Origin of the sequence: Microbulbifer sp. JSM ZJ756, from assembly GCF_044383805.1 — a bacterium.
Classification (GTDB): Bacteria; Pseudomonadota; Gammaproteobacteria; order Pseudomonadales; family Cellvibrionaceae; genus Microbulbifer; species Microbulbifer zhoushanensis.
Window position 1 is genome coordinate 143,224 of record NZ_JBISER010000006.1, and the last position, 21,216, is coordinate 164,439.

The window sequence follows — 21,216 nt, forward strand, 5'->3', positions numbered from 1 at the left end:
GCACACGGGTATGGAGATAGACCTCACACAAAATCGAACCGGGCAACGGAGGGGGTTGCCACCGTCTGTCGCTGCAGGCTAACCGGGCGGGTCACACTGCCGGTAATCACCTCGACCTCGTCGTAGGCCTTGAACAGGGGGACTGGCAGGACCAGGGCAACACACTTGCCGTCACCCTCGCGGGTCAGCAGGGCCGGGATTGGCGCCGAAGCGCGACCGGCGGAATTGCGCCGGCGAACCTCCACCGGCGCCACGTGGCGAGCCAGGATCTCGACACCGGCATCGCTGTAGTCCACCCGGCTGAGGTGCCAGCGGATCACCCCCACCTGCCAGCCATTTGGCATGCGCACGCCGACCAGCTCACCAACCCGCAGGCGCTCTCCAGCGGCCGGCGAGAGCCTCAACCCCAGACCGCGGGCACTGCGGTTGAATACCTCGGCGACTTCGGTCTGGTAGTGGCGGGCGGCGCCGCTGGTCCCCGCACTGCGCTCGCTCCTGAGACTCGGTGCGCAGGGCAGGCTGACATCGTATTCCGCCATGGTGCGGCCGGACTGGTAATCCACCGCTGCCGCCTCCAGGCATACGCGCTCCTCTTCCCGGTCTAGCCAGGCAGTCATATCGCCAGTACCCGGCCCGCTGCCATCCTTTTCCCGCAGGTTGAAACAGGTAGCCCCGAGGCCGATGCTGACCACGCACTCCGCCTGCCCCGGCTTGCGCTCCTCGCCACGGCCCGTGGCACCGCCCCATGCATCGCGGGCACGCTCCACCAGGGGATCGAAATTCTTTTCCAGGTGCTTTTCCACCCGCTGCAGGACCGCTGACAGGTCCAGCCTCCAGCCCCGCGGCGCACGGAACCGGTCGCTGTCGACCGCCCTGGCGGACAGCCTGCCCGCGGGCAGGGGCGCCTGGTCGAGCTCCGTGGAGGCCACCAGGCTATCGCCCGTTTCGGTGTAGTTCTCCTCCAGCGTGCCGAGGCGGCACCAGTCCCGGGTCCGGCACCAGAACGCATCCTGCTGCTCGCCGTCCAACTGGCCGGGATTGGCACTGAAAAACAGCGCCGCGCTGATATAGGCATCTACCGCACTGGTGCGGCCGCGGGATTCCAGTGGATCCGACACCCGCCGCCACGCCACCTGCTGCGGGAAGCCGCGCTGCAGGAGCAGATGCAGGTTGCGCCAGCAGTTCTCCGGGGGCGCCAGGCCGAACAGGGAAGTGACCCGCAGCAGCCGGCCGCCGGCATCGACGGCCCGGTGCAGGGTCCGGGCACGTTTTTCCCGCATCAGGAAAGGAACACCGGCGGTGTCCTCCAGCTGCACCCACAGGCTGGCGTAGGCCACAAAGAGTTTCTGCAGCAGCCCCACCACCGGTTGCAGGCTTCGGCGCAGCTTTTCCAGTTGCGTGGCACTGAGCGCACTGCGCTGGGTGACGATGGCATCGCCGCAAGTGACGGCATGCTGGCGCAGCAGTTCCAGGATTGGCAGGCGGGTGGCTGCCGGTGCGCGCCACTGGGCAACTTCCTCCACCAGCCCTGCCAGCAAAGTCACCAGCCGCTGCTGGTCGGAGGGGTGGAAAGGATGCAGCTCGTACTGGCTCAGCCACCGGTCCAGCTGGCTTTCGCTGGCGCAGCCGCAACTGAGGGCGGGCAGCGCACGTGAGGGCAATCCGAGCTTGCTGGCAAAGCTCGCGGGGGCGCTCGCCCGGGCCGGGGCGGCGGCATCTATATCATCCATCATTATTACTGTAACCGTCCGTTGGGTTACAGCAGTATAAGAAGAGCGAAATTAGACTCACAAGCCCATAAAGAAGCTTTATGCGACAATATTGAGACAAAGATCACGCCAAAAGCGCCAAACAGGTCTAACCCGACATGCTTCTGCCAGCGCTGTCACCCAGCTAAACTAGATTGGCGTTTTCGACCTTTCCCCGGGTATCTCCCGCACCAGTCTCGGCACCAGGTAACCGGGCAGGCTCTCCCTCAGGCCTCGCACCAGGTCCCGCGCAGTCCCATCATCCACCTCGAAGTGGGCCGCGCCACGCACCCGGTCCAGCTGGTGCAGGTAATAGGGCAGCACCCCGCTGGCGAACAGGGCCTCCCCCAGTGCCGACAGGGCCGCCACCGAATCATTGACGCCCCGCAGCAGCACCGCCTGGTTAAGCAGGGTGACACCTGCAGCGCGCAGCTTCCGCAGTGCCGCCCGGACTTCATCGTCGATCTCGCGGGCGTGGTTGCAGTGCAAAACCAGCACCGGCCTGAGGCGCGAACCGGTGAGCCATGTCACCAGCTCATCGGTAACCCGGCTGGGGGCCACCACTGGCAGGCGGGTGTGCAGGCGCAGCTTGTCCAGGTGCGGTACCGCGGCCAGCTCTTCCACCAGCCGTGCCAGCTGGCGGTCATTGAGCACCAGAGGATCACCGCCGCTGAGGATGACCTCACGCAGCTCGTCCTGCGCGCGAATATAGTCGAGCGCCCCCTGCCACTGGCTGCGGGTCAGGTGATTGTCGCTGTAGGGGAATTCACGGCGGAAACAGTAGCGACAGTTGATGGCGCACTGGCCCGCGGCGATCAGCAGCAGGCGCCCGCGATACTTGTGCACCACGCCCGGCACCGGGTTGGCCTGCGCCTCCGCCAGCGGGTCACTGGTGAATCCCGCCGCCGGCTCCAGTTCCGGGGCCCCCGGCAGCACCTGCAACAACAGGGGGTCGCGGGGGTCCCCCGGGCGCATGCGGCGCAGATAGGGCCGCGGCACCCGCAGGGCAAAGCCGTCGGCGGCGCGCAGGGCGGCGGGGAGCTGTTCCGGGTCCAGCCCGAGCAGCTTCACCAGCTCGGCGGGGTCCGTGACCAGGTCGGTCATCTCTTCCTGCCAGCGGCGGCCGGAGGCAGCGGGAGCCTCCTCCCGGGCAACGATTTCACTGGCGGCTGGGACGTGCTGTATCATAAGCGGCTATTCTGTGGCGCAAAGCGCGCAAATTTTAAGCAGTTACAGTGAAATTTAAAGAGCGGGCGGTGCTTTTTATGCGAACCGCACCGTTTTTCTGATTTAGAGGAACTCATGGCTAGTTATTCCACCAACGAATTCAAGGGCGGTCTGAAAGTAATGCTGGACGGCGATCCCTGCTCCATCGTGGAGAACGAATTCGTCAAACCCGGCAAGGGCCAGGCATTTAACCGGGTCAAGCTGCGCAACCTCAAGACCGGCCGGGTCTGGGAGCGCACTTTCCGTTCCGGCGAGAGCCTCGAAGCCGCCGACGTGATGGACCGGGAAATGGAGTACCTGTACAACGACGGTGAGTTCTATCACTTCATGGAGCCGGACACCTTCGAACAGCACCCGGCCAGCGTCGAAGCGGTGGGTGATGCCGCCAAGTGGCTGAAAGAGCAGGATATCTGCACCGTCACCCTCTACAACGGCTCCCCGCTGGCAGTGACCCCGCCCAACCATGTAATCCTGGAGATTACCGATACCGACCCGGGCCTGCGCGGCGATACCGCCCAGGGCGGCAACAAGCCCGCGACCCTGTCCACCGGCGCCGTGGTCAAGGTACCGCTGTTCCTGGAGATTGGCGAGACCATCAAGGTCGACACCCGTACCGGCGAGTACCTGGGTCGCGCCAAGGACGACTGATTCCGGCACACTATTTCCTGTATGGGCGGCCGCTGGCCGCGATTGAGGGTGGCCCGGGCCACCAGCGGTCGCGGCCAGCGGCCGTTCCTGCATGAGGCCCCGCACAATGACCGAACATACCTGGCAACCTACAGCGTCCCTCGCGGCACTGCGCCAGCGCGCCGCGCTGCTGGCCCGGGTGCGGCAGTTTTTCGCCGAGCGCCAGGTGCTGGAAGCGGAAGTTCCGGTGCTCTCCCGCCGCGCCACCAGCGACCCCCATATCGATTCCATTACCGCCCTGCTTAACGGCGACGCGGCCTATCTCGCCACCAGCCCGGAATTTGGGCTCAAGCGCCTGCTGGCGGCCGGACTGGGCGACTGCTACTACCTGGGCAAGGCTTTCCGCGAGGGAGAGGCCGGCGGTCGCCACAACCCGGAATTCACCATGCTGGAGTGGTACCGCTGCGGCTGGGACGACCGCGCCCTGATGCTCGAGGTGGGCGAGCTGCTGCGCACCCTGCTGGATATCGAAACGGTGGAATCCCTCAGCTACCGGGAGTTGTTCCTGCAACACCTGGGGCTGGACCCCCATACCGCCGGCATCGAACCGTTGCGCGAGTGTACCGCCGAAAATGTGGAACTCTCATTCGCCCCTGCCGATCGCGACGAATGCCTGGACCTGCTGATGAGCCATTACCTGGAGCCGCGGATGGGACCGGGCATTACCCTCCTGTACGACTTTCCCGCCAGCCAGGCGGCACTGGCCAAGGTGCTGCCCGATGATACCGGCAGGCCGGTGGCGCGGCGGTTCGAGGCCTACGTCGGCGGACTGGAACTGGCCAACGGCTACTGGGAACTGACCGATGCCGAAGAACAGTTGCGGCGCTTCGAGGCCGATCACCGCTACCGCGGCGCGCACAAGCTGCACGTCTATCCCTATGAGGAACGGCTGGTGGAGGCGCTGCGGGCGGGCATGCCCGAGTGTGCCGGTGTGGCCCTGGGTATCGACCGGCTGCTGATGCTGGCCGGCGGCTACCGGCGGATCGAGGAAGTCATCGCCTTTCCGGTCGGGCGCGCCTGAGCTGCTGGCGCGGACTCAGGGCTCGAACAGGTAGCGGCTGACCTGGCCGACCGCGAAAAAGCCGGCGTCCAGGTACGCACTCTGGCGGTTCTCCGGGGTCAGTGCCACCGCATATTTGTGGTGGCTGTGCAGGGCCTGGGCCAGCAGGTGGTTGAACAGCGCACGGCCGATGCCCTTGCCACGATGAGCCTCGACCGTTTCCAGGTCATAGATCCCCAGCGCATCGGCCGAGGCAAACAGGCAACCCGAGGCTACTGCCTCGCCATCCAGACGGGCCAGGTAAAACTTCAGGCGGCTGCGCTTCTGCTCGGGGATTTCCGCCAGCTTCTGGTAGAACTTGCGCACCTGCGGCGCCTCCCGGGTGCCGTCAAAGGGCTGGGCCTGCAGGTCGCCGTATTCCCCCAGCTGCTCAGCGCCCACAGCCACTATCTCCAGCCGGTCGCGCAGCTCATCCGGCAGATTCTCGTCCGCCGCCAGCCGCTGTATCTCAATGGCCATCGCCACCAGGGTGTCACGGTGGGCCAGCCCCAGCTCTGCCAGTTCCGCCTCGTCCATCGGCTTGCTGGCACAGTGCCAGAGGGTGAACGGGCTGTGGCGCTCGGCAAAATAGTCCACCACAAAGCGCTTCAGGATCATCGCCGGGACCACCGCATTGGTGACCGCCTGGTTGAAGTTATGCGAAAGCAACCCGCTGTCGCTGCGCACAATGCTGGTGATTTCCCGGGTCTGGTCCGGGTTGGTCAGCCCGGCGCAATAACTGGCGCGTGATTCCAGGTTGCGGCAGACAAGGTTTTTGGCGCTGAGACTGTATTTCATGGCTATCAGGATAGTTGTGTTTACCGATCACCCGTGCCACCGGCGTTCCCCCGGCCGGAGCCGGGCAGAACAACGGTTGCGCATAGTCTAGGCACAGGAGGAAGCAATTCCGACAACAAACGGGAACAATTGATCCAGGCGGGTCACTTTGATGGCAGTAATCAGGGCAGCTGCCGGTCCACCTGGGTCAGGGCGCAGTGGTCCATGGAAAGGGCCGGCGCGTCGCAGCTGGCATCGCAGATCACCCGGGCCGGCACGCCGGCCACCAGCTTCTTCGCCGGCACTGATTTGAGTACCACGCTGCCCGAGGCCACCTGCGCACAGCGCCCGATCTCGATATTGCCCAGCACCTTGCTGCCGGCGCCAATCAGCACACCCTCGCGCACCTTCGGGTGCCGGTCGCCGCTCTCCTTGCCGGTACCGCCGAGAGTTACCGACTGCATGATGGACACATTGTCCTCCACCACCGCGGTCTCGCCGATCACGATGCCGGTGGCGTGGTCCAGCAGGATGCCCTGCCCCAGCGTCGCCGCCGGGTGGATATCCACGCTGAACACCACCGAAATACGGTGCTGCAGGAACAGCGCCAGTGAGCGCCGCTGCTGCTGCCACAGCCAGTGGGCCACCCGCCAGGCCTGCAGGGCGTGGAAGCCCTTGAAGTAGAGAAAGGGCTCATACAGCGAGGAACAGGCCGAGTCCCGCTGCTGTACCGCCTTCAGGTCGGCCCGTGCGGCGCGGCCGATGGCCGGGTCACTGTCGAGCGCCTCGTCGATCACTTCGCGGATCAACAGCGCCTGGGCTACCGGGCTGTCGAGCTTGTTGGCCAGGTGGAAGCTCAGTGCGGATTCCAGCGTGCTGTGGTTGAGTATCGTGGCATGCAGGAAGCTGGCCAGGATCGGCTCGCGCTCCACCTGCTGCGCCACGTCAGCGCGGATCTGCTGCCAGAGTGCATCGCCCTCCCGGGCGGCGGTATTGAGCTGATGGGCTTCCATCGGGTATCGCTCCTTGGCGGCGCAAGCAACCGCGCCGTTCGCTGTGGATTCAGATCGCGCCGAGGGTCAGCGGCGGCTCCAGCAGGGCCGACTGTTGCTCGCGCAATGCCAGTATATGCTCCGCCCAGTAACGCGGGCTGTTGAACCACGGAAACGCCAGGGGGAACGCCGGGTCTTCCCAGCGCCGCGCCAGCCACGCCGCGTGATGCATCTGCCTCAGGCAGCGTAACGGTTCAACCAGTTGCAACTCTTGAGGGTTGAAGGGAGAAAAAGTTTCATAGCCCTCGATCACTGTGTCCAGGTAAGCGGTCTGGTCGGCACGGTTGCCCGAGAGCAGCATCCAGATATCCTGGATTGCGGGCCCGGTCAGGCAATCGTCCAGGTCCACAAACCAGGGCGTGTCGTCGCGCCACAGGAAATTGCCCGCGTGGCAGTCGCCGTGCAGGCGCAGCGTCTCCCAGTCTCGCTCGAACAGGGGCGCTATCTCGTCGATGATATGCCCGGTCACCGTGGCATAGGCGTCGCGGTTTTCCCGCGGCAGGAAATCCCCGGCGAGGATGAATTCGCGGCTGTCGATGGCAAAGTGCTGCAGGGACAGTGCCGGCCGGTGCTCAAAGGGCCGCGCCCGCCCAACGGCGTGAATCCGGCCGAGCATGGTCCCCACCTGCTCCAGGTGCTCGAAGTTATCCAGCTCCACCTGGCGCCCCCCGCGGCGCGGGAACAGCGCGAAACGAAAGCCGTGCGCCTCCATCAGGGTGCGGCCATCGAACTCCAGCGGCGCCACCACGGGGATCTCGGCCGCGGCCAGCTCCAGTGAAAAGCTGTGCTCCTCGCGAATCTGGGCATCGCTCCAGCGACCCGGCCGATAGAACTTGGCAATCAGCGGCTCACCGTCCTCGATTCCCACCTGGTAAACGCGGTTTTCATAGCTGTTGAGCGGAAATATGCGCGCATCGGACAGCAGCCCGGTGGTCTCCACGCAGTCGATGACCACGTCGGGTGTCAGGCCATCGTAGGGATGTGGGTTTGCGGACATATCGGCAACCGGCTTGATAATGGGCAGCTATGCTAACGCGCCGCCCCGGCCGCGCACAAACCTCGCAGGCGGCCTGCCTAGCCGGCGGGCGCGGGGCTGGCCCGGCGCATCAGGTAGCCCAGCACCGCAGCCAGGATCAACAGCGCCGGCACATCCCCCAGCAGGTTGGCCCGCTCGGTACTGTCGACAATGGCCTGTACCAGCATGATCAGGCCATGTACCAGACTGGACCAGACGGTAAACCAGATCAGGCTGGCATTGGCCAGCGGGTCCCGCGCGGCGAGAACCAGGAACACGCCCAGGGTGGCGTAGATACCCATGATCATCTGTTCATACTCGGGCTGCCGTGGCGTCCAGCCCCAGCCCTCGGGCCAGACCCACATCATCATGGCGTAGATGCCAAAGATGAAAAACAGCCCGGTAATAACCAGGACAATCCTGAGAACACTGAGGGCAGCATGGGGTCGCATGGCGATATCCTTGTAGTTGATGCTGGAAGCCCAGCCAATCCTGTTCCGGAGCAAGGCGAACCTGTCGCCCCGGCTCCGCGTTCATCACTGCCGCCAATCAGGTCCCGGCAACGGCATGTTCGCGTCCCTCATCACTCACCTGCTCCGCTGCCCCGGACTGGCCCGCCCGTTTCAGCTGTCGCAGGTAGCCGTGCAGGATCTCTGCATCCAGGCCATGTAGCATCAGGCGGAACCCCGCCTGCAATGTTGTGTGGGGGACCATAGGGTGGCGATTATTGACCAGCGACAGGGCCGTACTGTCGTTTAGCAACTTACCAATATAGATCGAAATGGTTTCATCCAGCTGCAGGGAGTTACTGGCACGCCAGAAATCGTGATCTGAAAGGAAAAGAGCGTAAAGGGGGGTGTACAACTCGATCGCCGTCTGCAGGTCCAGGACGCTGGTGGCATACTGCCCGCCCGGCTCAAGGTCAAAATCCCCATCGGAGATGGCACTGAAGTCCAGCTCAGTTGCCGGCAGGATCTCGCGCCCCTGCTCCGCCAGCTGACTGTTCAGGTCGCCGATAAAATTATAAATATTGAGGTCATGGACCAGGAATGTATCATCCAGCAGGTCTGCCAGCTCCCGCGGCCGCAACGGGTGGGTACTGCCGATCTCAACGCCGCCGACATTGTCGGCAATAAACTGCAGCAGTTCCGTGCCGATATTGAAGTGGCGCAGGATTAGGTAGTTGGCGTCCGCACGCACAAAGTACCGCAGTCCCCAGTAAATGGTGCGATGTAATATCCGCGAGGAATGCCAGCGCTCCGGGATCAGCAGGCGGAGCAATTGCACCAGCACAATGGAGAGACGGGCCAGCGGCCGCACCACCGGCAACAGCAGCCGGCGCGACCAGGTATTGTGGCCGGCCAGCAAGGCGCGCTTGGCACCGTCATGGATTGGCAGGCTGCGATCGAGGTAGAGCACCAGCCAGGGATTTGGATCCGAATGGTTCAGGTTCGACTGTTCAAAATCGCTTTTCCAGCCCATCAGTAATTCCCCAGCTCTTCCAGCTGCAACAGGTAAAGACGACCGGTCACCCGCGCGGTGTGCGCAATACGCCCCGCCATTCCCGGCACCTCCAACAGGCCCGAATCGAACACGTCGTGGAGCTGCTGCAGGTGATCTTCATCATGTGCGGCGTGGTAGCGGTAAAAACTCACCTGGCTATCCTGCAGGTTCAGGTGCTGCTGAAGGGCGCGGGCAAAAATACCGGCGAAATGCTTGCCGAGCCCCTCGATGATAAACATGGCCCCCAGCAGGTCCAGTGGATCCGGCTGCGAAGCCCGTTGCATCATCCAGGCCGAAAGTGCAGTGGCCCCGATGTTCTTCTGCCCCTCTCGCAACTGTCGCAGTTCACCACCGACTTCCTGGTAATCCCGTTCCAGCATCTGGTAATCCCGGTGTTCGGTGCCCGCGTGGCGCAGGAACTGCGAGCGCAGCTCGAGATGCTCGCGGCCAATTGAGGAGGCCGCCCGGGATATCCAGCAGGCGCCGTCAATAACCTGCTGGTAGTGATCGTGCAGTAACTGGCGGTAATCCTCCAGGCGAATGGCCCCCCTTAGCGCCCGTGCGATAATGGGCACCTGTACCAGCTGGCTTTCAAACTCCGCCCAGGTCTGCCCCAGCTCGCGGACCAGCCTCTGGGCCTCGCTCAATTCGCTTCCCATATTTTCATACCACCGTCAGGCACATAAATGCGGCCAGGCAACGGCCGCTCTCCGGGACAAAGCACAGGACCCTGTCCCCCTCCTGTAGCTGCTCTTCCCTTAACAGGCGGTCGAGCAACAGGAAAATTGAAGCACTGCCCACATTACCGACCTGGTCCTGGTGATTGCGCCATCGCTCTTCCGGAATCATCGCCCCGGCACTTGCAAGCAATTGCTTCATCCGCTCCCCCAGGGCCCGGGCCGAATAGTGGGGCAGGAAAAACTTCACCCGCGCTGGGTCCAGCCCCCGGCGTTCCAATACTTCCAGGTAATAGCCAACCCACACCGGGAACATCTGTTCCAGCAGGGCAAAATCCTGGCGTAGCGGAAAGGCCGCCCCTTCGATGGCACCGGCCGGGGAGCCGAAATGCGCCCAGGGACGGTGATTGCCATCTGGGCCGGGGGAACTGCCAGCGGACATGCAGGAGGGGAAACGGTGGGCAAAGGATTTTTGTTCGATCCAGTCGATACGCAGGCAGGGCACACCGGGCTGTGGTTCCGTCTCCATCAACAGTGCGCCGGCGCCGTCGGACAGTGTCCAGCGCAGGAATTCATACTGGAAAGCTTCCCCGGTCCCCATCGTGGAAAAGTCAACTGAATCGTAAAACCCGGGCTGGAACCAGCGACTCGAGAACTCGCTCCCGCAGGCGGCCGCGCGCCGGTGCTCCCCTGCCTTCACGCCGAGGTACGCTGACTTGATCGCCATCATGCTGCTGGCGCATACGCTCTGGAACGACCCCAATTCCAGCGCGCCATTGCCCAGCTCACCATGAACGGCACAGGCATGGCCGGGCACCAGCATATCCCCCTGGGTGGTGCTGGCGGCGAGGTAGTCCAGGCTGCTGCTGTCCACCCGACCCCGGTCACATGCAGCCTCGACCGCCCGCGCAGCCATTTCCGCATTGGTAAACAGGTAGTCGCCACCTGCACCTATTGCATAGTGTCGCTGCCGAATTCCATTCTGGCGCAGGGTCGCCGACTTGAGGCGACGGCTGTGGGGGCCGAGCAGGCCAATGCGCCCTTCCATTTCCCGGTTATCCACCGGCAAACCGGGCAGGAAGCTGCCACTGCCGGTAATAAATACATTCTGCATGGTTGCTGGTTATTTATTGTTAATATTGGTGACCAGGCAGGATACCGGAAAAGAAAAGAGGCTGCCCGGACCGCATTACCGGGCCGTCGGCCCCCGGCGCAACCCGGGGGCTAACCCTGCGGCTCAGGGCTCGGACAGTTCCGGCAAGTGGCAAACCACTTCCACATTGTTGCCATCCGGATCCAGTACGTATGCCGCATAATAATCTGCATGCTGTTCCGGCCGCAGGCCGGGCTCTCCATTGTCCTTGCCGCCTGCCTGCAGCGCGACCCGGTGAAATTCCCGCACCGCGTCGCGGTCTTCGGCCCGGAAAGCCAGGTGCAGGGCCGGGGTCATGCTGGTCCCGCCCCGGATCCACAGGCTTGGCCGGTCGGCCCAGCCAAAGCCGGCCCAGCCCGCATATTCCAGGATCAACTCGTAACCCAGCGGCGCCAGGGCGAGGCGGTAAAATTCCTTGCTGCGTTCATAGCTGTGCACATGCACGCCAACATGGTCGAGCATTAACGACTTCCTCCGGCGAATCGGGAAAAAGGGAACAGGGCTTCAACGATATGCCGGAAGTGTAGTCAATCTCTCCCGCCCTGAAGGCGGGCATGGGATACATGCAGGGGGCCGGGCACAGGGGTACCGACAGCTGCCTGCACCGGGTGACCCGGGTCACTATCTACCGACAGGCTGTGAATCCGTGGCGGGTATTCCCTGCCACTCCCGCGCCAGCAGCCCGTAGATCAGGGCATCCTGGTAACCGTCCTGCTCCCGGTAGCGCTCCCGCAGCAACCCCTCTCGTGCAAACCCCAGTTTTTCCAGCAGCCGGATGGAGGCGGTATTGCGCGGGTCCACATCTGCCTCGATACGGTGCAGCGCCAGGAAGCGAAAAGAGAAGCCAAGCAGTGCCCGGGTGGCACGTGCCATCAGCCCGCGCCCGCGATGGGCGCGCTCCAGTGCAAAGCCGATCTCCGCATGCCGGTTGTCGCGGTCGATACCCGCCAGGGTACAGGTCCCCACGAGCTGCCCTCCCGCTTCCAGGCCCCACTGGTACAGGCTGCCCTCGAGAAACCCCTCGACAATGGACTCCAGGAAAACCTCTGCCTGGGCTCGTGTTTCCAGGCGGGACAGGGCCATGAAGCGCACCACCTCGTCATCACCGAAAAGCCGCTGTAATACAGGAAGGTCCGCCGGTTCCAGCCACCGTAACTGCACACCGTCCCCATTTAGTGTGGGCAAGCGGGATTGAAAGCCATCCGGGTTCAAGGTGATTCCCCCGATTTATACCAGCCACTGCCAGAGGCCGTAAAAGGCCACTCCGGCACCGAAAATAAACTGCGCTGCCAGTAACGCGCGGATCGCAAATGTGAACCGCACCAGCCCGCCCCGTTCCTCGCTGTCGCGGGTAAATATACGCGCTGCCGGCGGCAGGTCTGCCTCCAGCAGTTTCAACCCCGGTTTGGCCATGGCCAGCAGTTGCCGGCTGCGGGCGTCCACCAGCCAGAAAACACAGCATAGAATCAGCACAAAGCCGCCCAGCAGGGTAAGGATCAGCGGGTGGAAGCCTTTCTCAACAGCAGTAAAGATACCGCCCTCGGCAAAAATCGACAGGACAACAAAGAAATTAAACCCCTTCAGGCGCTGCTCCGCATTAAAGCGATAGTGCTCACAGAGATATTGCTGCTGGTTCAATGGTGTCATGTCTTCGTTCGCGGGGCTATCGGGGGACATGCAGGACATACTACCCGACAAAATAATCGAGCACACCAGTGCTCCTGGTTTTCGGGCAGCGATACACTTCAGTGTGAATGCACCAGCAGCGGGGTACCGCGATCCGTTGAAGCGTGAGGGCACCGAAATTTTTAAGGCGCGCTGCCGGCAGCGCGGATCCCGTCGACGCCCTGTTTTCTGGTCGGTAGTTCCTGCAGGCCTTCTTGATACCTTCCCTGCCTCCGGGCACAGGAATGCAATTCCGCTGCATCCCTCGATTCCGGGCACCGACCTCCAGCCGGAAAACAAAAAAAGCGAACCCCTGGGGTTCGCTTTTGCGGCCGGGCTACTGCCGGCAGGTAGCCAGCGCCAGTATCAGCGGTTGGCTCGCTGCTCGATCAAGTCCTCCACCACCGAGGGGTCCGCCAGGGTGGACGTATCCCCCAGCGAACCCAGCTCGTTGCCGGCAATCTTGCGCAGGATGCGGCGCATGATCTTGCCTGAACGTGTCTTGGGCAGGCTCGGGGCCCACTGGATGATATCCGGCTTGGCGATGGGCCCGATTTCCTTCACACACAGGTCGATCAGTTCCTGCTTGAGCGCATCGGAGGGTTCGTGGCCGGCTTTCAGCGTCACATAGGCGTAGATGCCCTGGCCCTTGATATCGTGGGGATACCCCACCACCGCCGCTTCGGCAGTGTCATCATGCAGGACAATAGCACTCTCGATCTCTGCCGTGCCCAGGCGATGGCCGGACACATTCAGCACGTCGTCGATACGCCCGGTGATCCAGTAATCGCCATCCGCGTCGCGGCGCGCGCCGTCGCCAGTGAAGTAGTAACCGGGAAAAGTGGAAAAATAGGTATCGATCATGCGCTGGTGGTCACCGAACACCGAGCGGATCATGCTGGGCCAGCTGGCCTTCATTACCAGGGCACCCTCGCCCTCCCCGTCGATTTCCCGGCCCTTTTCGTCCAGCAGTGCCGGCTGCACACCGAAGAACGGTCGGGTGGCGGAGCCGGGCTTCATATCCATGACCCCCGGCAGCGGGGTAATCAGGTGGGCACCGGTCTCGGTCTGCCACCAGGTATCCACGATCGGGCAGCGGCCGTCGCCCACCACCTCGTAATACCATTCCCAGGCCTCCGGGTTGATGGGCTCCCCCACCGTACCCAACAGCTTGAGGGAGCCGCGGTCGGTTTTTGTCACGAACTCATCGCCGGCCCCCATCAATGCACGAATAGCAGTGGGCGCGGTATAGAAAGTATTGACCTTGTGCTTGTCCACCACCTCCCAGCAGCGGGAAGCATCCGGGTAAGTCGGCACACCCTCGAACATCAGCGTTATGGCGCCGGCACAAAGCGGGCCGTACACGATATAGCTGTGGCCGGTGATCCAGCCCACGTCCGCGGTGCACCAGAACACTTCCCCTTCCTTGTAATCGAAGGTGAACTTGAATGTCATGGTGGCCATGAGCAGGTAGCCGGCGGTGGTATGCAGCACGCCTTTCGGTTTGCCAGTGGAGCCGGAGGTGTAGAGGATAAACAGCGGGTCTTCCGCGTTCATTATCTCGGGCTCGCACTCTGCTTCCTGCTCCGCCACTGATTCCGCATACCAGATATCGCGCTTGCTGTCCCAGTCCACATTGGCACCGGTGCGCTTGACCACGATGGCAGTGTGCACATCCGGGCAGTTGGACAGCGCCTTGTCCACATTGGCCTTGAGAGGAATCTTGCGCCCCCCGCGAACACCCTCGTCGGCGGTGATCACCAGGCGGCAGTCGCTGTCGAGAATGCGGTCTTTCAGTGAATCGGGGGAGAAGCCGCCGAAGACCACCGAGTGCACAGCCCCGATGCGGGCGCAGGCAAGCATGGCATAAGCGGCCTCGGGAATCATGGGCATGTAAATACAGACCCGGTCGCCCTTTTTGACGCCGCGGGCCTTGAGCAGGTTGGCCAGGCGGCATACCTGCTCGTGCAACTCGGCATAGGTGATGTGCTTGCTGTCAGCGGGATCGTCACCCTCCCAGATGATCGCAGTCTGTTCTGCGCGCGCGGGCAGGTGCCGGTCGATACAGTTGACGGTGACGTTCAGCTCGCCATCGGCGAACCAGGCCGCATGGCCTTTCTTCAGGTCCTCTTCCACCACCCGGGTGAAGGGTTTTTCCCACTGCAGGAAATCCTTGGCCTGCTGTGACCAGAACCCCTCTGGGTCTTCCACGGACTGTCGGTATAACTCCTGGTAGTCCTCCGCACTGATATGCGCGTCGGCGGCAAATTCCGGGGGTACGGGATGAGTATGGACTTCGGACATCGTTTTCTCCCTTATTAGAATTATCGGGCTGTTGGCGTACGCCCTGGCTGACATGTCTCCAGAGGGTAGCGCATTGGCCGGCGGCAGAGCGGCTGCTGGGCACGCCGGCCAGTATCCCGACCTGTTATACCACTGGCAACGACAGGATGACAACGCTGTCAGCCAGCCTTCCAATTCATCATAACGCGCAGGCAAAAATGAATCCCGGTCGCCCACGGATTCACGTGCCATTTTTGCCGCTCGCTGGCACAATAAGCACCCATAAAAAAGTGATCATATTTTTGTGATTGGAGAATCATAAGAAGGAGTACCGGCAACATGGCCGTTAAACTGTTGCGAATCGAAGAGGGCGCCGGGGAGCGCGAGGCGGGCCCGGTGGCACCGGACAAATTGCTGGCGGGACAGCCGCAGCAACTTACCGAGCACTTTTTCACCAATTCCAGGGATAATTTTTTCTGTGGCATCTGGTCGTCCGATGCCGGTAAGTGGGAGCTCACTTACAGTGAGGACGAGTATTGCTACATCATCGAGGGGGAGGCAGCGATCACCGACAGCGATGGACACAGCGAGCGCGTGGCCACCGGTGATGCCTTCTGCATACCAGCAGGCTTCAGGGGCACCTGGGAGACCCTGGGATCGGTAAAGAAGTTCTACGCCATCTACGAGGAATAGCCCGCCCCTGGCGCCGGGCTCAGTTGCCAATCAGCCCCTGCAGGTGGGCCGCGACGCTGCGCCCCAGGGCACCCAGTGCGTAGCCGCCCTCCAGGGTGGATACAATGCGTCCCTGCGCATGGCGCCCGGCCAGTTCCCGCACCCGGTCGGTTACCCAGCGGTAATCCTCCTCGACAAAACGCAGTTGTGCCATGTCGTCCTCGATGTGGCCGTCAAAGCCGGCGGAGATGAATACCATCTGCGGCCGGAAAGCCTCCAGTGCCGGCAACCAGTCTTCTTCCACCACGCGACGCAGCTCGCCCCCCCCGGCACCGGGTGCCAGTGGTGAATTGATGATATGTGCCGGGAGGTCGCCGGTACCGGAAAACGGGTAGAACGGGTGCTGGAAACTGGAGCAGAACAGGTAGCCCTGCTCACCGCGCACGAAATCCTCGGTGCCGTTGCCATGGTGCACATCGAAATCGACGATCGCCACGCGCTCCAGGCCGTGGTGCTGGCGGGCATGGGCCGCGCCGATGGCGATATTGTTGAACAAGCAGAAGCCCATGGCGCGATCGCGTTCGGCATGGTGCCCCGGGGGGCGCACGGCACAGAAAGCAGAGGGTATTTCGCCGGCCATAACCCGGTCCACCGCCGCCACAGCCGCACCGGCGGCGTGCAATGCGGCCTCCAGGGAATCCGGGCACATGGATGTATCCGGATCCAGGATCTCGCGGCCATCACTGGGCGCCCGGGCGAAGATGGACTCCACATAGGCGGGCTCATGTACCCGCTCCAGCTGCGCCCGGGTGGCCGCCGGGGCCTCGAAGTGGCGCAGGACAAAATCCAGCCCGCTGCTCAGCAGCTGGTCCTGGATCGCGGCCAGTCGGGCGGGCCGCTCCGGGTGGCCCTCACCCATCTCGTGCAGGGAGCAGGCCGGGTGGGTAAAGAAACCGATGGACATGCTGCGCTCCTGGCGGTTGCTGCCTGAGGCCAAACGGGAAGAGGACCCCACTATGCCGGTTTTTCCCCACCGAGATCCAGAGCCAGCGTGACCTCATCCAGGTCTTCGCCGGGTATGGCCTGGAAGCCGCGATTCTCGAATACCGCCAGCATCGGGTGATTGTCCCGGCGCACACAGGCCACCATGCGGTCTATCCCGCGACTGCGGGCAATGCCCTCCATCTCCTCCAGTAGCGTGGTGGCTATCCCCTTGCCCCGGCGGCTCTCCTTGATCACGAATGCCACTTCGCAGCTGTTGTCGGCAGCAATGTAGTAATAGCGCCCCACTCCCTGGATCACCTCGGCCTGCCCCTGGCGATCGGTAAAACACAGCGCCAGGTCGCGGCGCTGGTCAACGCTCACAAGGCTGCAGGACTTTTCCCGCGACATCTGCGTCACGTGGTGGTTGTAGCGCATCAGCAGGGTCTCCTTGTTGTGGGTGTAGAAGAATTCCTGCAACAGGCGCTCATCCGCAGGCCGCAATGGGCGCAGGGTGTAGCGGATACCGTCAAAGGCAAACCGCTTCGATTCCACCGGCCCCAGTTCCGGCACCGAGGTGGGCGCCAGCTCCTGGTATTCAGGTACCCAGTAAAATTTCCGCACTTGCTCGAGCAGTTCGCGGCGGAACCTGGGGTGGGCAATGCGGATCAGCTCCAGGGCGCGCTCGCGGATACTCTTGCCGTGCAGCGACGCAATGCCGTACTCGGTGACAATGTAATGCACGTGGCCGCGGGAGGTAACGACCCCGCCACCGGGAGTAATAGTGGTCACGATACGGGAGTGCTGCCCGTCACGGGTAGTGGACGGCAGGGCGATAACCGGTTTGCCACCGCGGCTGAGGGCCGCACCGCGGATAAAATCCACCTGGCCGCCGATACCACTGTAGAACTTCCGACCAATGGAATCGGACACCACCTGCCCGGTCAGGTCTACTTCAATGGCACCATTGATGGAAACCATTTTGTCATTGCGGGCAATCCTGGTGGGGGAATTGGCATGTTCCGCCGGGTAGAACTCCACGTGCGGATTACCGTCAACAAAATCGTAAAGGCGACGCGTGCCCATGCAGAAAGTGGTCACGGCCTTGCCGCGGTGAAAGGTTTTCCTGCGGTTATTGATCACCCCACTCTGCATCAGGTCGATAATACCGTCGGATATCATCTCACTGTGCACCCCCAGGTTGCGGTGGTTGCCCAGGTAACGCAGTACGGCATCGGGGATCTTGCCGATACCCAGCTGCAGCGTGGCCCCGTTATCCACCAGCAGCGAGACGTACTGGCCGATCTGCTCGGTGACCTGGTCCAGCTCCGGCGGCTGTATTTCCGGAAGCTCCTGCGCCTGTTCCAGCCAGGCATCAATCTGCTGCACGTGCACGAAACTGTGGCCACTGGTGCGCGGCATCCGTGGATTGACCTGGGCCACCACCCTGCGGGCAAACCTTACTGCGGCCGAAACCACATCGACACTGACCCCGAGCGAGCAGTAGCCGAACTCATCCGGGGGGCCGACCATCACCAGCGCCGCGTCCAGGGGCAGGACCTGCTCACGGAACAGCTGTGGGATTTCCGACAGGAAACAGGGCGTGTAGTCGGCACGGCCCTCGGCAATCGCATCGCGCACCTTCTCGCCACCGATAAACAGTGAATTCACCTTGAACAGGTCCCGGTAGCGGGGTTCGGCCCACACGTTGTCGGACAGCGTGAGGATATGGGTGACCTCGATGTCGTGCAGGCCACGGCTGTGATCGATCAGGTCCGCCACCAGGGCGTTGGGAACAGCGGCATTGGAGCCGATAAAGATCCGGCACCCGGATTTCAGCAGGTCTGCCCAGGGCACTGCCTTTCCGGATTTCGGGCAGGTAAGCATGACGGTGCCTGTCGGGTTGCGGGCAACAGGCAGATGGTAGGCTGGGGATTGCCGGCTCCCAAGGCCCCCAGATGGGCGGCGTGACTGGCGAATGGAACCCGCCGTGTATCCATTAGCTCTGGGGAATATGCCGCAGGAGCGGATCTTGTCTCCGCCCGTTCCCGCCCACCGCCCCGGCGAACACAGGGCTCGCCCCTACAGGGGCGGGGAGCAAATAAAGTTCAGTGGAGACGGGCCCGGGGGAGATCCGGGTGCTGGTTGATCCCCGGTCGCTTGCGGTGACTCAGGCCTCGGCCAGCTGCACCGGGATAGTGTTGGTACTGCGCTCGACGCGGTTGTGCTCGTCGAGGTAGACCAGCTTCGGCTTGAAACTGTCCGCCTCGGCTTCGCTCACCTGCGCATAGGAAGCGATGATGATGCGATCGCCCACCTGTACCCGGCGCGCGGCCGCACCGTTCATGGAGATGATGCCGGAGCCGCGCTCCGCCAGGATCACATAGGTATGGAAGCGTTCGCCGTTACTGACGTTGTAGATATCGATTTTCTCGAACTCGCGCAGGCCCGCCAGCTCTACCAGGTCCTGGTCGATGGCACAGGAACCGTCGTACCAGAGTTCAGCCTGGGTCACTGCCGCCATGTGCAGCTTGCACTTCAACATTTCGATCTGCATCGGGCTACCTCCCCTCAGAGTTCCAGGGAAACATTGTCGATCAGGCGCGCGGCACTGGTGTACATGGCGCCCAGGATGGTGATTTCGGTATCGTCGTGTGCGGCCGGCTCGAGGTTACGGCTGTTGCAGATGGAGAAATAGTCCACCTTGAAACCCGACTGCTCGATGCGTTTCCACGCCTCTGCCTCGAGATCGGCAAAATCGCGGCGCCCGCCCTCGATCTCCTCCTTTACCCAGTTCAGACACTGGTTGAGCACCGGTACCCGCGGGCGCTCCTGTGCCGTGATATAGCTGTTGCGGGAGCTCATGGCGAGGCCGTCGGGCTCCCGGTGTACCGGTGCCGGGACGATTTCCACCGGGATGCACAGGTCCTCCACCATGCGGCGGATCACCGCCAGCTGCTGGAAATCCTTGATCCCGAAGACCGCCTTGTGCGGCTGTACGATATTGAACAGCTTGGCCACCACCGTGGTGACACCCTCAAAGTGCCCGGGGCGGCTGGCGCCACAGAGCACATCGGTCATGGCCGGGCAGACGACGCGGGTCTGCTGGTCCATGCCGTTGGGGTAGATCTCGCTCTCCTCCGGGTGGAACAGGAAGTCGCACTCGGCCGCCCGCAGGCGCGCCATATCGTTTTCCAGCGTGCGGGGATACTTGTCCCAGTCCTCATTGAGGCCGAACTGCAGCCGGTTGACGAAAATGGATACCACCACCACGTCACAGTGCTGCCGGGCGGTCTCGACCAGCTGGATATGGGCATCGTGGAGGTTGCCCATGGTGGGCACGAAACCGATGGTCTTGCCGGCGCTGCGGGCCTCGGCCAGCGCCTCACGCAGGCTGGCCACATGGTGGAATACTTGCATCGCAATCACTTCAGGGGTAGCGAAAGGGGTCTCGAATAGCGCCGCATCATACTCGCTGGCTATCCGTTGGACAATATAAGCAGCGCCACAGAATCGCCCATCTCCGCCAAAAACGCGGCGAAAACACCCCTAAAAGCCGGCAGATTCGCCAAACCAGAACAATTCCTCGGTTTTATCCCCCGGTCCGCGCTGCCGCACCGCGGCAACCTGAATGGAAATCTGTGCATCGGTTCAGGAAAGATTCAGTCGCATCCCGTCACACTGTGCCCCACAGTACGAGAGGTGGCCCCCTGCGCCTCGATCGCACGATGGAGACAGAGCCATGAAAAAACTGATTACTGTAATCGCAGCCACCAGCCTGCTTCTGGCGGGCCCGGCGTTTGCTGACCGGGAAGGCCGTAGCGGTTTCCGCGGTTACCAGAAAGACTCCCAGCTGTCCGGGTCGGCCTTTGACGACGCCATGCGCAAGCACCGCCGCGCCGAGCGTGAGGACCACGGCAAGCGCCGCGGTGACCACAAGCGCAAGCGTCACGACCGCGGTGACTACGACGGTGATCGCCGGGGTCGCGGCCGGGGTGATTACGACGGCGATCGCCGGGGCCACGGTGATCGCTACAAGCATACCGGCAGGGGCCACGATGGCCACCCGGGACGCGGACACGACAAGCACTGGAAAAAACACGAGCGCAAGCACTGGAAGAAACACGAGCGTAAGCACTGGAAGAAACGCCACTACAAAGAGCGCCATTACAAGGACCGCTATTACACCAAGCGCCACTATCGCAAGCACCGCCACCACTGGCGCCCGTCACACTACCACTACGGTTACCGCTGGCGCCACCTGCCGCGCAACTATGTTCGCATCAGCCTGGGTGGCATCGGCTTCTTCTACAGTGACGGGATCTTCTATCGTCGCCACGATCACGGCTATGTAGTGGCCCGCCCGCCCATCGGCGCGGTGGTCACCAGCCTGCCCGGCACAGCGATTTCCCTGACCTTCGGCGGGCTCAATTACTACGTGGCCTATGACACTTATTACGTCTGGGATCACAGACACCGCGGTTACCGGATTGTCGAGAACCCCGGGTTCTATTGATCCCCCAGGCGACTCCATCAGCAGACCTGTAGCGGCCCCCGGGCCGCTTTTTTATGCCTGCCCGCTGCCCCTACCAATCCAGTCACCGATCCCTCCCGGCATTAATTTGCCCGGCGCCATAAAGTAACCAGCGCCACAAAACTGAAACTTCATTCATTTCTTGTCGGCGACCCGCAGCCCGGCGAAAAGATGCCGGCAGCTTGCCGAAGTGCGCTGTGTTT

General features: G+C 62.8%; 21 protein-coding genes. 4 read left to right on the forward strand and 17 right to left on the reverse strand.

Going from position 1 to position 21,216, the window contains the following annotated elements; all coding sequences use genetic code 11:
- Positions 1-23: 23 nt before the first annotated feature.
- Together ACH6CX_RS11395 and epmB are read right to left on the reverse strand one after the other, a co-directional pair.
- Positions 24-1,733: a hypothetical protein gene (locus ACH6CX_RS11395; RefSeq protein WP_396675434.1), complete on the reverse strand. Its 1,710-nt coding sequence runs from the start codon at positions 1,731-1,733 to the stop codon at positions 24-26.
- 165 nt (positions 1,734-1,898) lie between these two features.
- Positions 1,899-2,936, reverse strand: a complete 1,038-nt coding sequence (gene epmB, locus ACH6CX_RS11400; protein WP_232940742.1) for an EF-P beta-lysylation protein EpmB — start codon at positions 2,934-2,936, stop codon at positions 1,899-1,901.
- Positions 2,937-3,050: 114 nt separating this feature from the next.
- On the opposite strand from epmB, the gene efp reads away from it, so the two are divergent.
- Both efp and epmA read left to right on the forward strand, forming a co-directional pair.
- Complete coding sequence (gene efp, locus ACH6CX_RS11405) at positions 3,051-3,623, forward strand: elongation factor P (RefSeq protein WP_232940741.1); 573 nt, start codon at positions 3,051-3,053, stop codon at positions 3,621-3,623.
- Between the two features lie 106 nt (positions 3,624-3,729).
- Positions 3,730-4,683, forward strand: a complete 954-nt coding sequence (gene epmA / locus ACH6CX_RS11410; protein WP_232940740.1) for an EF-P lysine aminoacylase EpmA — start codon at positions 3,730-3,732, stop codon at positions 4,681-4,683.
- Positions 4,684-4,698: 15 nt separating this feature from the next.
- Here epmA and ACH6CX_RS11415 read toward each other — a convergent pair whose 3' ends face one another.
- From ACH6CX_RS11415 to acs, 11 genes are all read right to left on the reverse strand, one after another.
- Positions 4,699-5,499, reverse strand: coding sequence for a GNAT family N-acetyltransferase (locus ACH6CX_RS11415; RefSeq protein ID WP_232940739.1), 801 nt, complete (start codon positions 5,497-5,499; stop codon positions 4,699-4,701).
- A 161-nt stretch (positions 5,500-5,660) separates the two neighbouring features.
- Positions 5,661-6,491 (reverse strand): serine O-acetyltransferase, encoded by an 831-nt coding sequence (gene cysE / locus ACH6CX_RS11420; RefSeq protein ID WP_232940738.1) that lies wholly within the window; start codon positions 6,489-6,491, stop codon positions 5,661-5,663.
- Positions 6,492-6,540: 49 nt separating this feature from the next.
- A complete protein-coding gene (locus tag ACH6CX_RS11425; RefSeq protein WP_237064187.1) occupies positions 6,541-7,527 on the reverse strand; it encodes a serine/threonine protein kinase in 987 nt (328 codons plus the stop codon).
- A gap of 77 nt (positions 7,528-7,604) precedes the next feature.
- Positions 7,605-7,997 (reverse strand): DUF6632 domain-containing protein, encoded by a 393-nt coding sequence (locus tag ACH6CX_RS11430; protein ID WP_232940736.1) that lies wholly within the window; start codon positions 7,995-7,997, stop codon positions 7,605-7,607.
- Positions 7,998-8,094: 97 nt separating this feature from the next.
- Positions 8,095-9,027 (reverse strand): DUF6999 family protein, encoded by a 933-nt coding sequence (locus tag ACH6CX_RS11435; protein ID WP_396675435.1) that lies wholly within the window; start codon positions 9,025-9,027, stop codon positions 8,095-8,097.
- Complete coding sequence (locus ACH6CX_RS11440; RefSeq protein WP_232940734.1) at positions 9,027-9,707, reverse strand: iron-containing redox enzyme family protein; 681 nt, start codon at positions 9,705-9,707, stop codon at positions 9,027-9,029. Before ACH6CX_RS11440 ends, ACH6CX_RS11435 begins: the two co-directional genes overlap by 1 nt.
- A gap of 4 nt (positions 9,708-9,711) precedes the next feature.
- On the reverse strand, positions 9,712-10,839 hold the full coding sequence (locus ACH6CX_RS11445; protein ID WP_396675436.1) for a 3-oxoacyl-[acyl-carrier-protein] synthase III C-terminal domain-containing protein: 1,128 nt from the start codon (positions 10,837-10,839) through the stop codon (positions 9,712-9,714).
- A 123-nt stretch (positions 10,840-10,962) separates the two neighbouring features.
- Entirely contained in the window at positions 10,963-11,340 is a 378-nt protein-coding gene (locus ACH6CX_RS11450; protein WP_232940732.1) for a VOC family protein, read from the reverse strand.
- Between the two features lie 159 nt (positions 11,341-11,499).
- Entirely contained in the window at positions 11,500-12,039 is a 540-nt protein-coding gene (locus ACH6CX_RS11455; RefSeq protein WP_237064184.1) for a GNAT family N-acetyltransferase, read from the reverse strand.
- A gap of 66 nt (positions 12,040-12,105) precedes the next feature.
- Positions 12,106-12,525: a hypothetical protein gene (locus ACH6CX_RS11460; protein WP_232940730.1), complete on the reverse strand. Its 420-nt coding sequence runs from the start codon at positions 12,523-12,525 to the stop codon at positions 12,106-12,108.
- A gap of 384 nt (positions 12,526-12,909) precedes the next feature.
- Entirely contained in the window at positions 12,910-14,847 is a 1,938-nt protein-coding gene (gene acs / locus ACH6CX_RS11465; RefSeq protein WP_396675437.1) for an acetate--CoA ligase, read from the reverse strand.
- A gap of 318 nt (positions 14,848-15,165) precedes the next feature.
- Between acs and ACH6CX_RS11470 the strand changes: the two genes are divergently transcribed.
- Positions 15,166-15,519 (forward strand): cupin domain-containing protein, encoded by a 354-nt coding sequence (locus ACH6CX_RS11470; RefSeq protein ID WP_396675438.1) that lies wholly within the window; start codon positions 15,166-15,168, stop codon positions 15,517-15,519.
- A gap of 19 nt (positions 15,520-15,538) precedes the next feature.
- Here the strand turns inward: ACH6CX_RS11470 and ACH6CX_RS11475 are convergent, their stop codons facing one another.
- The 4 genes from ACH6CX_RS11475 to panC all read right to left on the reverse strand — a co-directional run bounded on the left by ACH6CX_RS11475 (position 15,539) and on the right by panC (position 19,899).
- On the reverse strand, positions 15,539-16,462 hold the full coding sequence (locus ACH6CX_RS11475; protein ID WP_237064183.1) for a histone deacetylase family protein: 924 nt from the start codon (positions 16,460-16,462) through the stop codon (positions 15,539-15,541).
- Between the two features lie 50 nt (positions 16,463-16,512).
- Positions 16,513-18,336, reverse strand: coding sequence for a GNAT family N-acetyltransferase (locus ACH6CX_RS11480; RefSeq protein WP_396675439.1), 1,824 nt, complete (start codon positions 18,334-18,336; stop codon positions 16,513-16,515).
- A gap of 313 nt (positions 18,337-18,649) precedes the next feature.
- The gene (gene panD, locus ACH6CX_RS11485) at positions 18,650-19,036 is read right to left on the reverse strand and encodes an aspartate 1-decarboxylase (protein ID WP_232940725.1); all 387 of its coding nucleotides are present in this window, start codon (positions 19,034-19,036) and stop codon (positions 18,650-18,652) included.
- 14 nt (positions 19,037-19,050) lie between these two features.
- Complete coding sequence (gene panC / locus ACH6CX_RS11490; RefSeq protein WP_232940724.1) at positions 19,051-19,899, reverse strand: pantoate--beta-alanine ligase; 849 nt, start codon at positions 19,897-19,899, stop codon at positions 19,051-19,053.
- Positions 19,900-20,221: 322 nt separating this feature from the next.
- Here panC and ACH6CX_RS11495 point away from each other — a divergent pair, with 322 nt between their 5' ends.
- Positions 20,222-20,995, forward strand: a complete 774-nt coding sequence (locus tag ACH6CX_RS11495) for a DUF6515 family protein (RefSeq protein ID WP_232940723.1) — start codon at positions 20,222-20,224, stop codon at positions 20,993-20,995.
- The last annotated feature ends 221 nt before the right edge of the window (positions 20,996-21,216 follow it).

What these genes read in the sequence shown, in the direction of transcription:
- ACH6CX_RS11395 (WP_396675434.1), bottom strand. Translation starts at nt 1,733, where the DNA reads ATGATGGATGATATAGATGCCGCCGCCCCGGCCCGGGCGAGCGCCCCC.
- epmB (WP_232940742.1), bottom strand. Translation starts at nt 2,936, where the DNA reads ATGATACAGCACGTCCCAGCCGCCAGTGAAATCGTTGCCCGGGAGGAG.
- efp (WP_232940741.1), top strand. Translation starts at nt 3,051, where the DNA reads ATGGCTAGTTATTCCACCAACGAATTCAAGGGCGGTCTGAAAGTAATG.
- epmA (WP_232940740.1), top strand. Translation starts at nt 3,730, where the DNA reads ATGACCGAACATACCTGGCAACCTACAGCGTCCCTCGCGGCACTGCGC.
- ACH6CX_RS11415 (WP_232940739.1), bottom strand. Translation starts at nt 5,499, where the DNA reads ATGAAATACAGTCTCAGCGCCAAAAACCTTGTCTGCCGCAACCTGGAA.
- cysE (WP_232940738.1), bottom strand. Translation starts at nt 6,491, where the DNA reads ATGGAAGCCCATCAGCTCAATACCGCCGCCCGGGAGGGCGATGCACTC.
- ACH6CX_RS11425 (WP_237064187.1), bottom strand. Translation starts at nt 7,527, where the DNA reads ATGTCCGCAAACCCACATCCCTACGATGGCCTGACACCCGACGTGGTC.
- ACH6CX_RS11430 (WP_232940736.1), bottom strand. Translation starts at nt 7,997, where the DNA reads ATGCGACCCCATGCTGCCCTCAGTGTTCTCAGGATTGTCCTGGTTATT.
- ACH6CX_RS11435 (WP_396675435.1), bottom strand. Translation starts at nt 9,027, where the DNA reads ATGGGCTGGAAAAGCGATTTTGAACAGTCGAACCTGAACCATTCGGAT.
- ACH6CX_RS11440 (WP_232940734.1), bottom strand. Translation starts at nt 9,707, where the DNA reads ATGGGAAGCGAATTGAGCGAGGCCCAGAGGCTGGTCCGCGAGCTGGGG.
- ACH6CX_RS11445 (WP_396675436.1), bottom strand. Translation starts at nt 10,839, where the DNA reads ATGCAGAATGTATTTATTACCGGCAGTGGCAGCTTCCTGCCCGGTTTG.
- ACH6CX_RS11450 (WP_232940732.1), bottom strand. Translation starts at nt 11,340, where the DNA reads ATGCTCGACCATGTTGGCGTGCATGTGCACAGCTATGAACGCAGCAAG.
- ACH6CX_RS11460 (WP_232940730.1), bottom strand. Translation starts at nt 12,525, where the DNA reads ATGACACCATTGAACCAGCAGCAATATCTCTGTGAGCACTATCGCTTT.
- acs (WP_396675437.1), bottom strand. Translation starts at nt 14,847, where the DNA reads ATGTCCGAAGTCCATACTCATCCCGTACCCCCGGAATTTGCCGCCGAC.
- ACH6CX_RS11470 (WP_396675438.1), top strand. Translation starts at nt 15,166, where the DNA reads ATGGCCGTTAAACTGTTGCGAATCGAAGAGGGCGCCGGGGAGCGCGAG.
- ACH6CX_RS11475 (WP_237064183.1), bottom strand. Translation starts at nt 16,462, where the DNA reads ATGTCCATCGGTTTCTTTACCCACCCGGCCTGCTCCCTGCACGAGATG.
- panD (WP_232940725.1), bottom strand. Translation starts at nt 19,036, where the DNA reads ATGCAGATCGAAATGTTGAAGTGCAAGCTGCACATGGCGGCAGTGACC.
- panC (WP_232940724.1), bottom strand. Translation starts at nt 19,899, where the DNA reads ATGCAAGTATTCCACCATGTGGCCAGCCTGCGTGAGGCGCTGGCCGAG.
- ACH6CX_RS11495 (WP_232940723.1), top strand. Translation starts at nt 20,222, where the DNA reads ATGAAAAAACTGATTACTGTAATCGCAGCCACCAGCCTGCTTCTGGCG.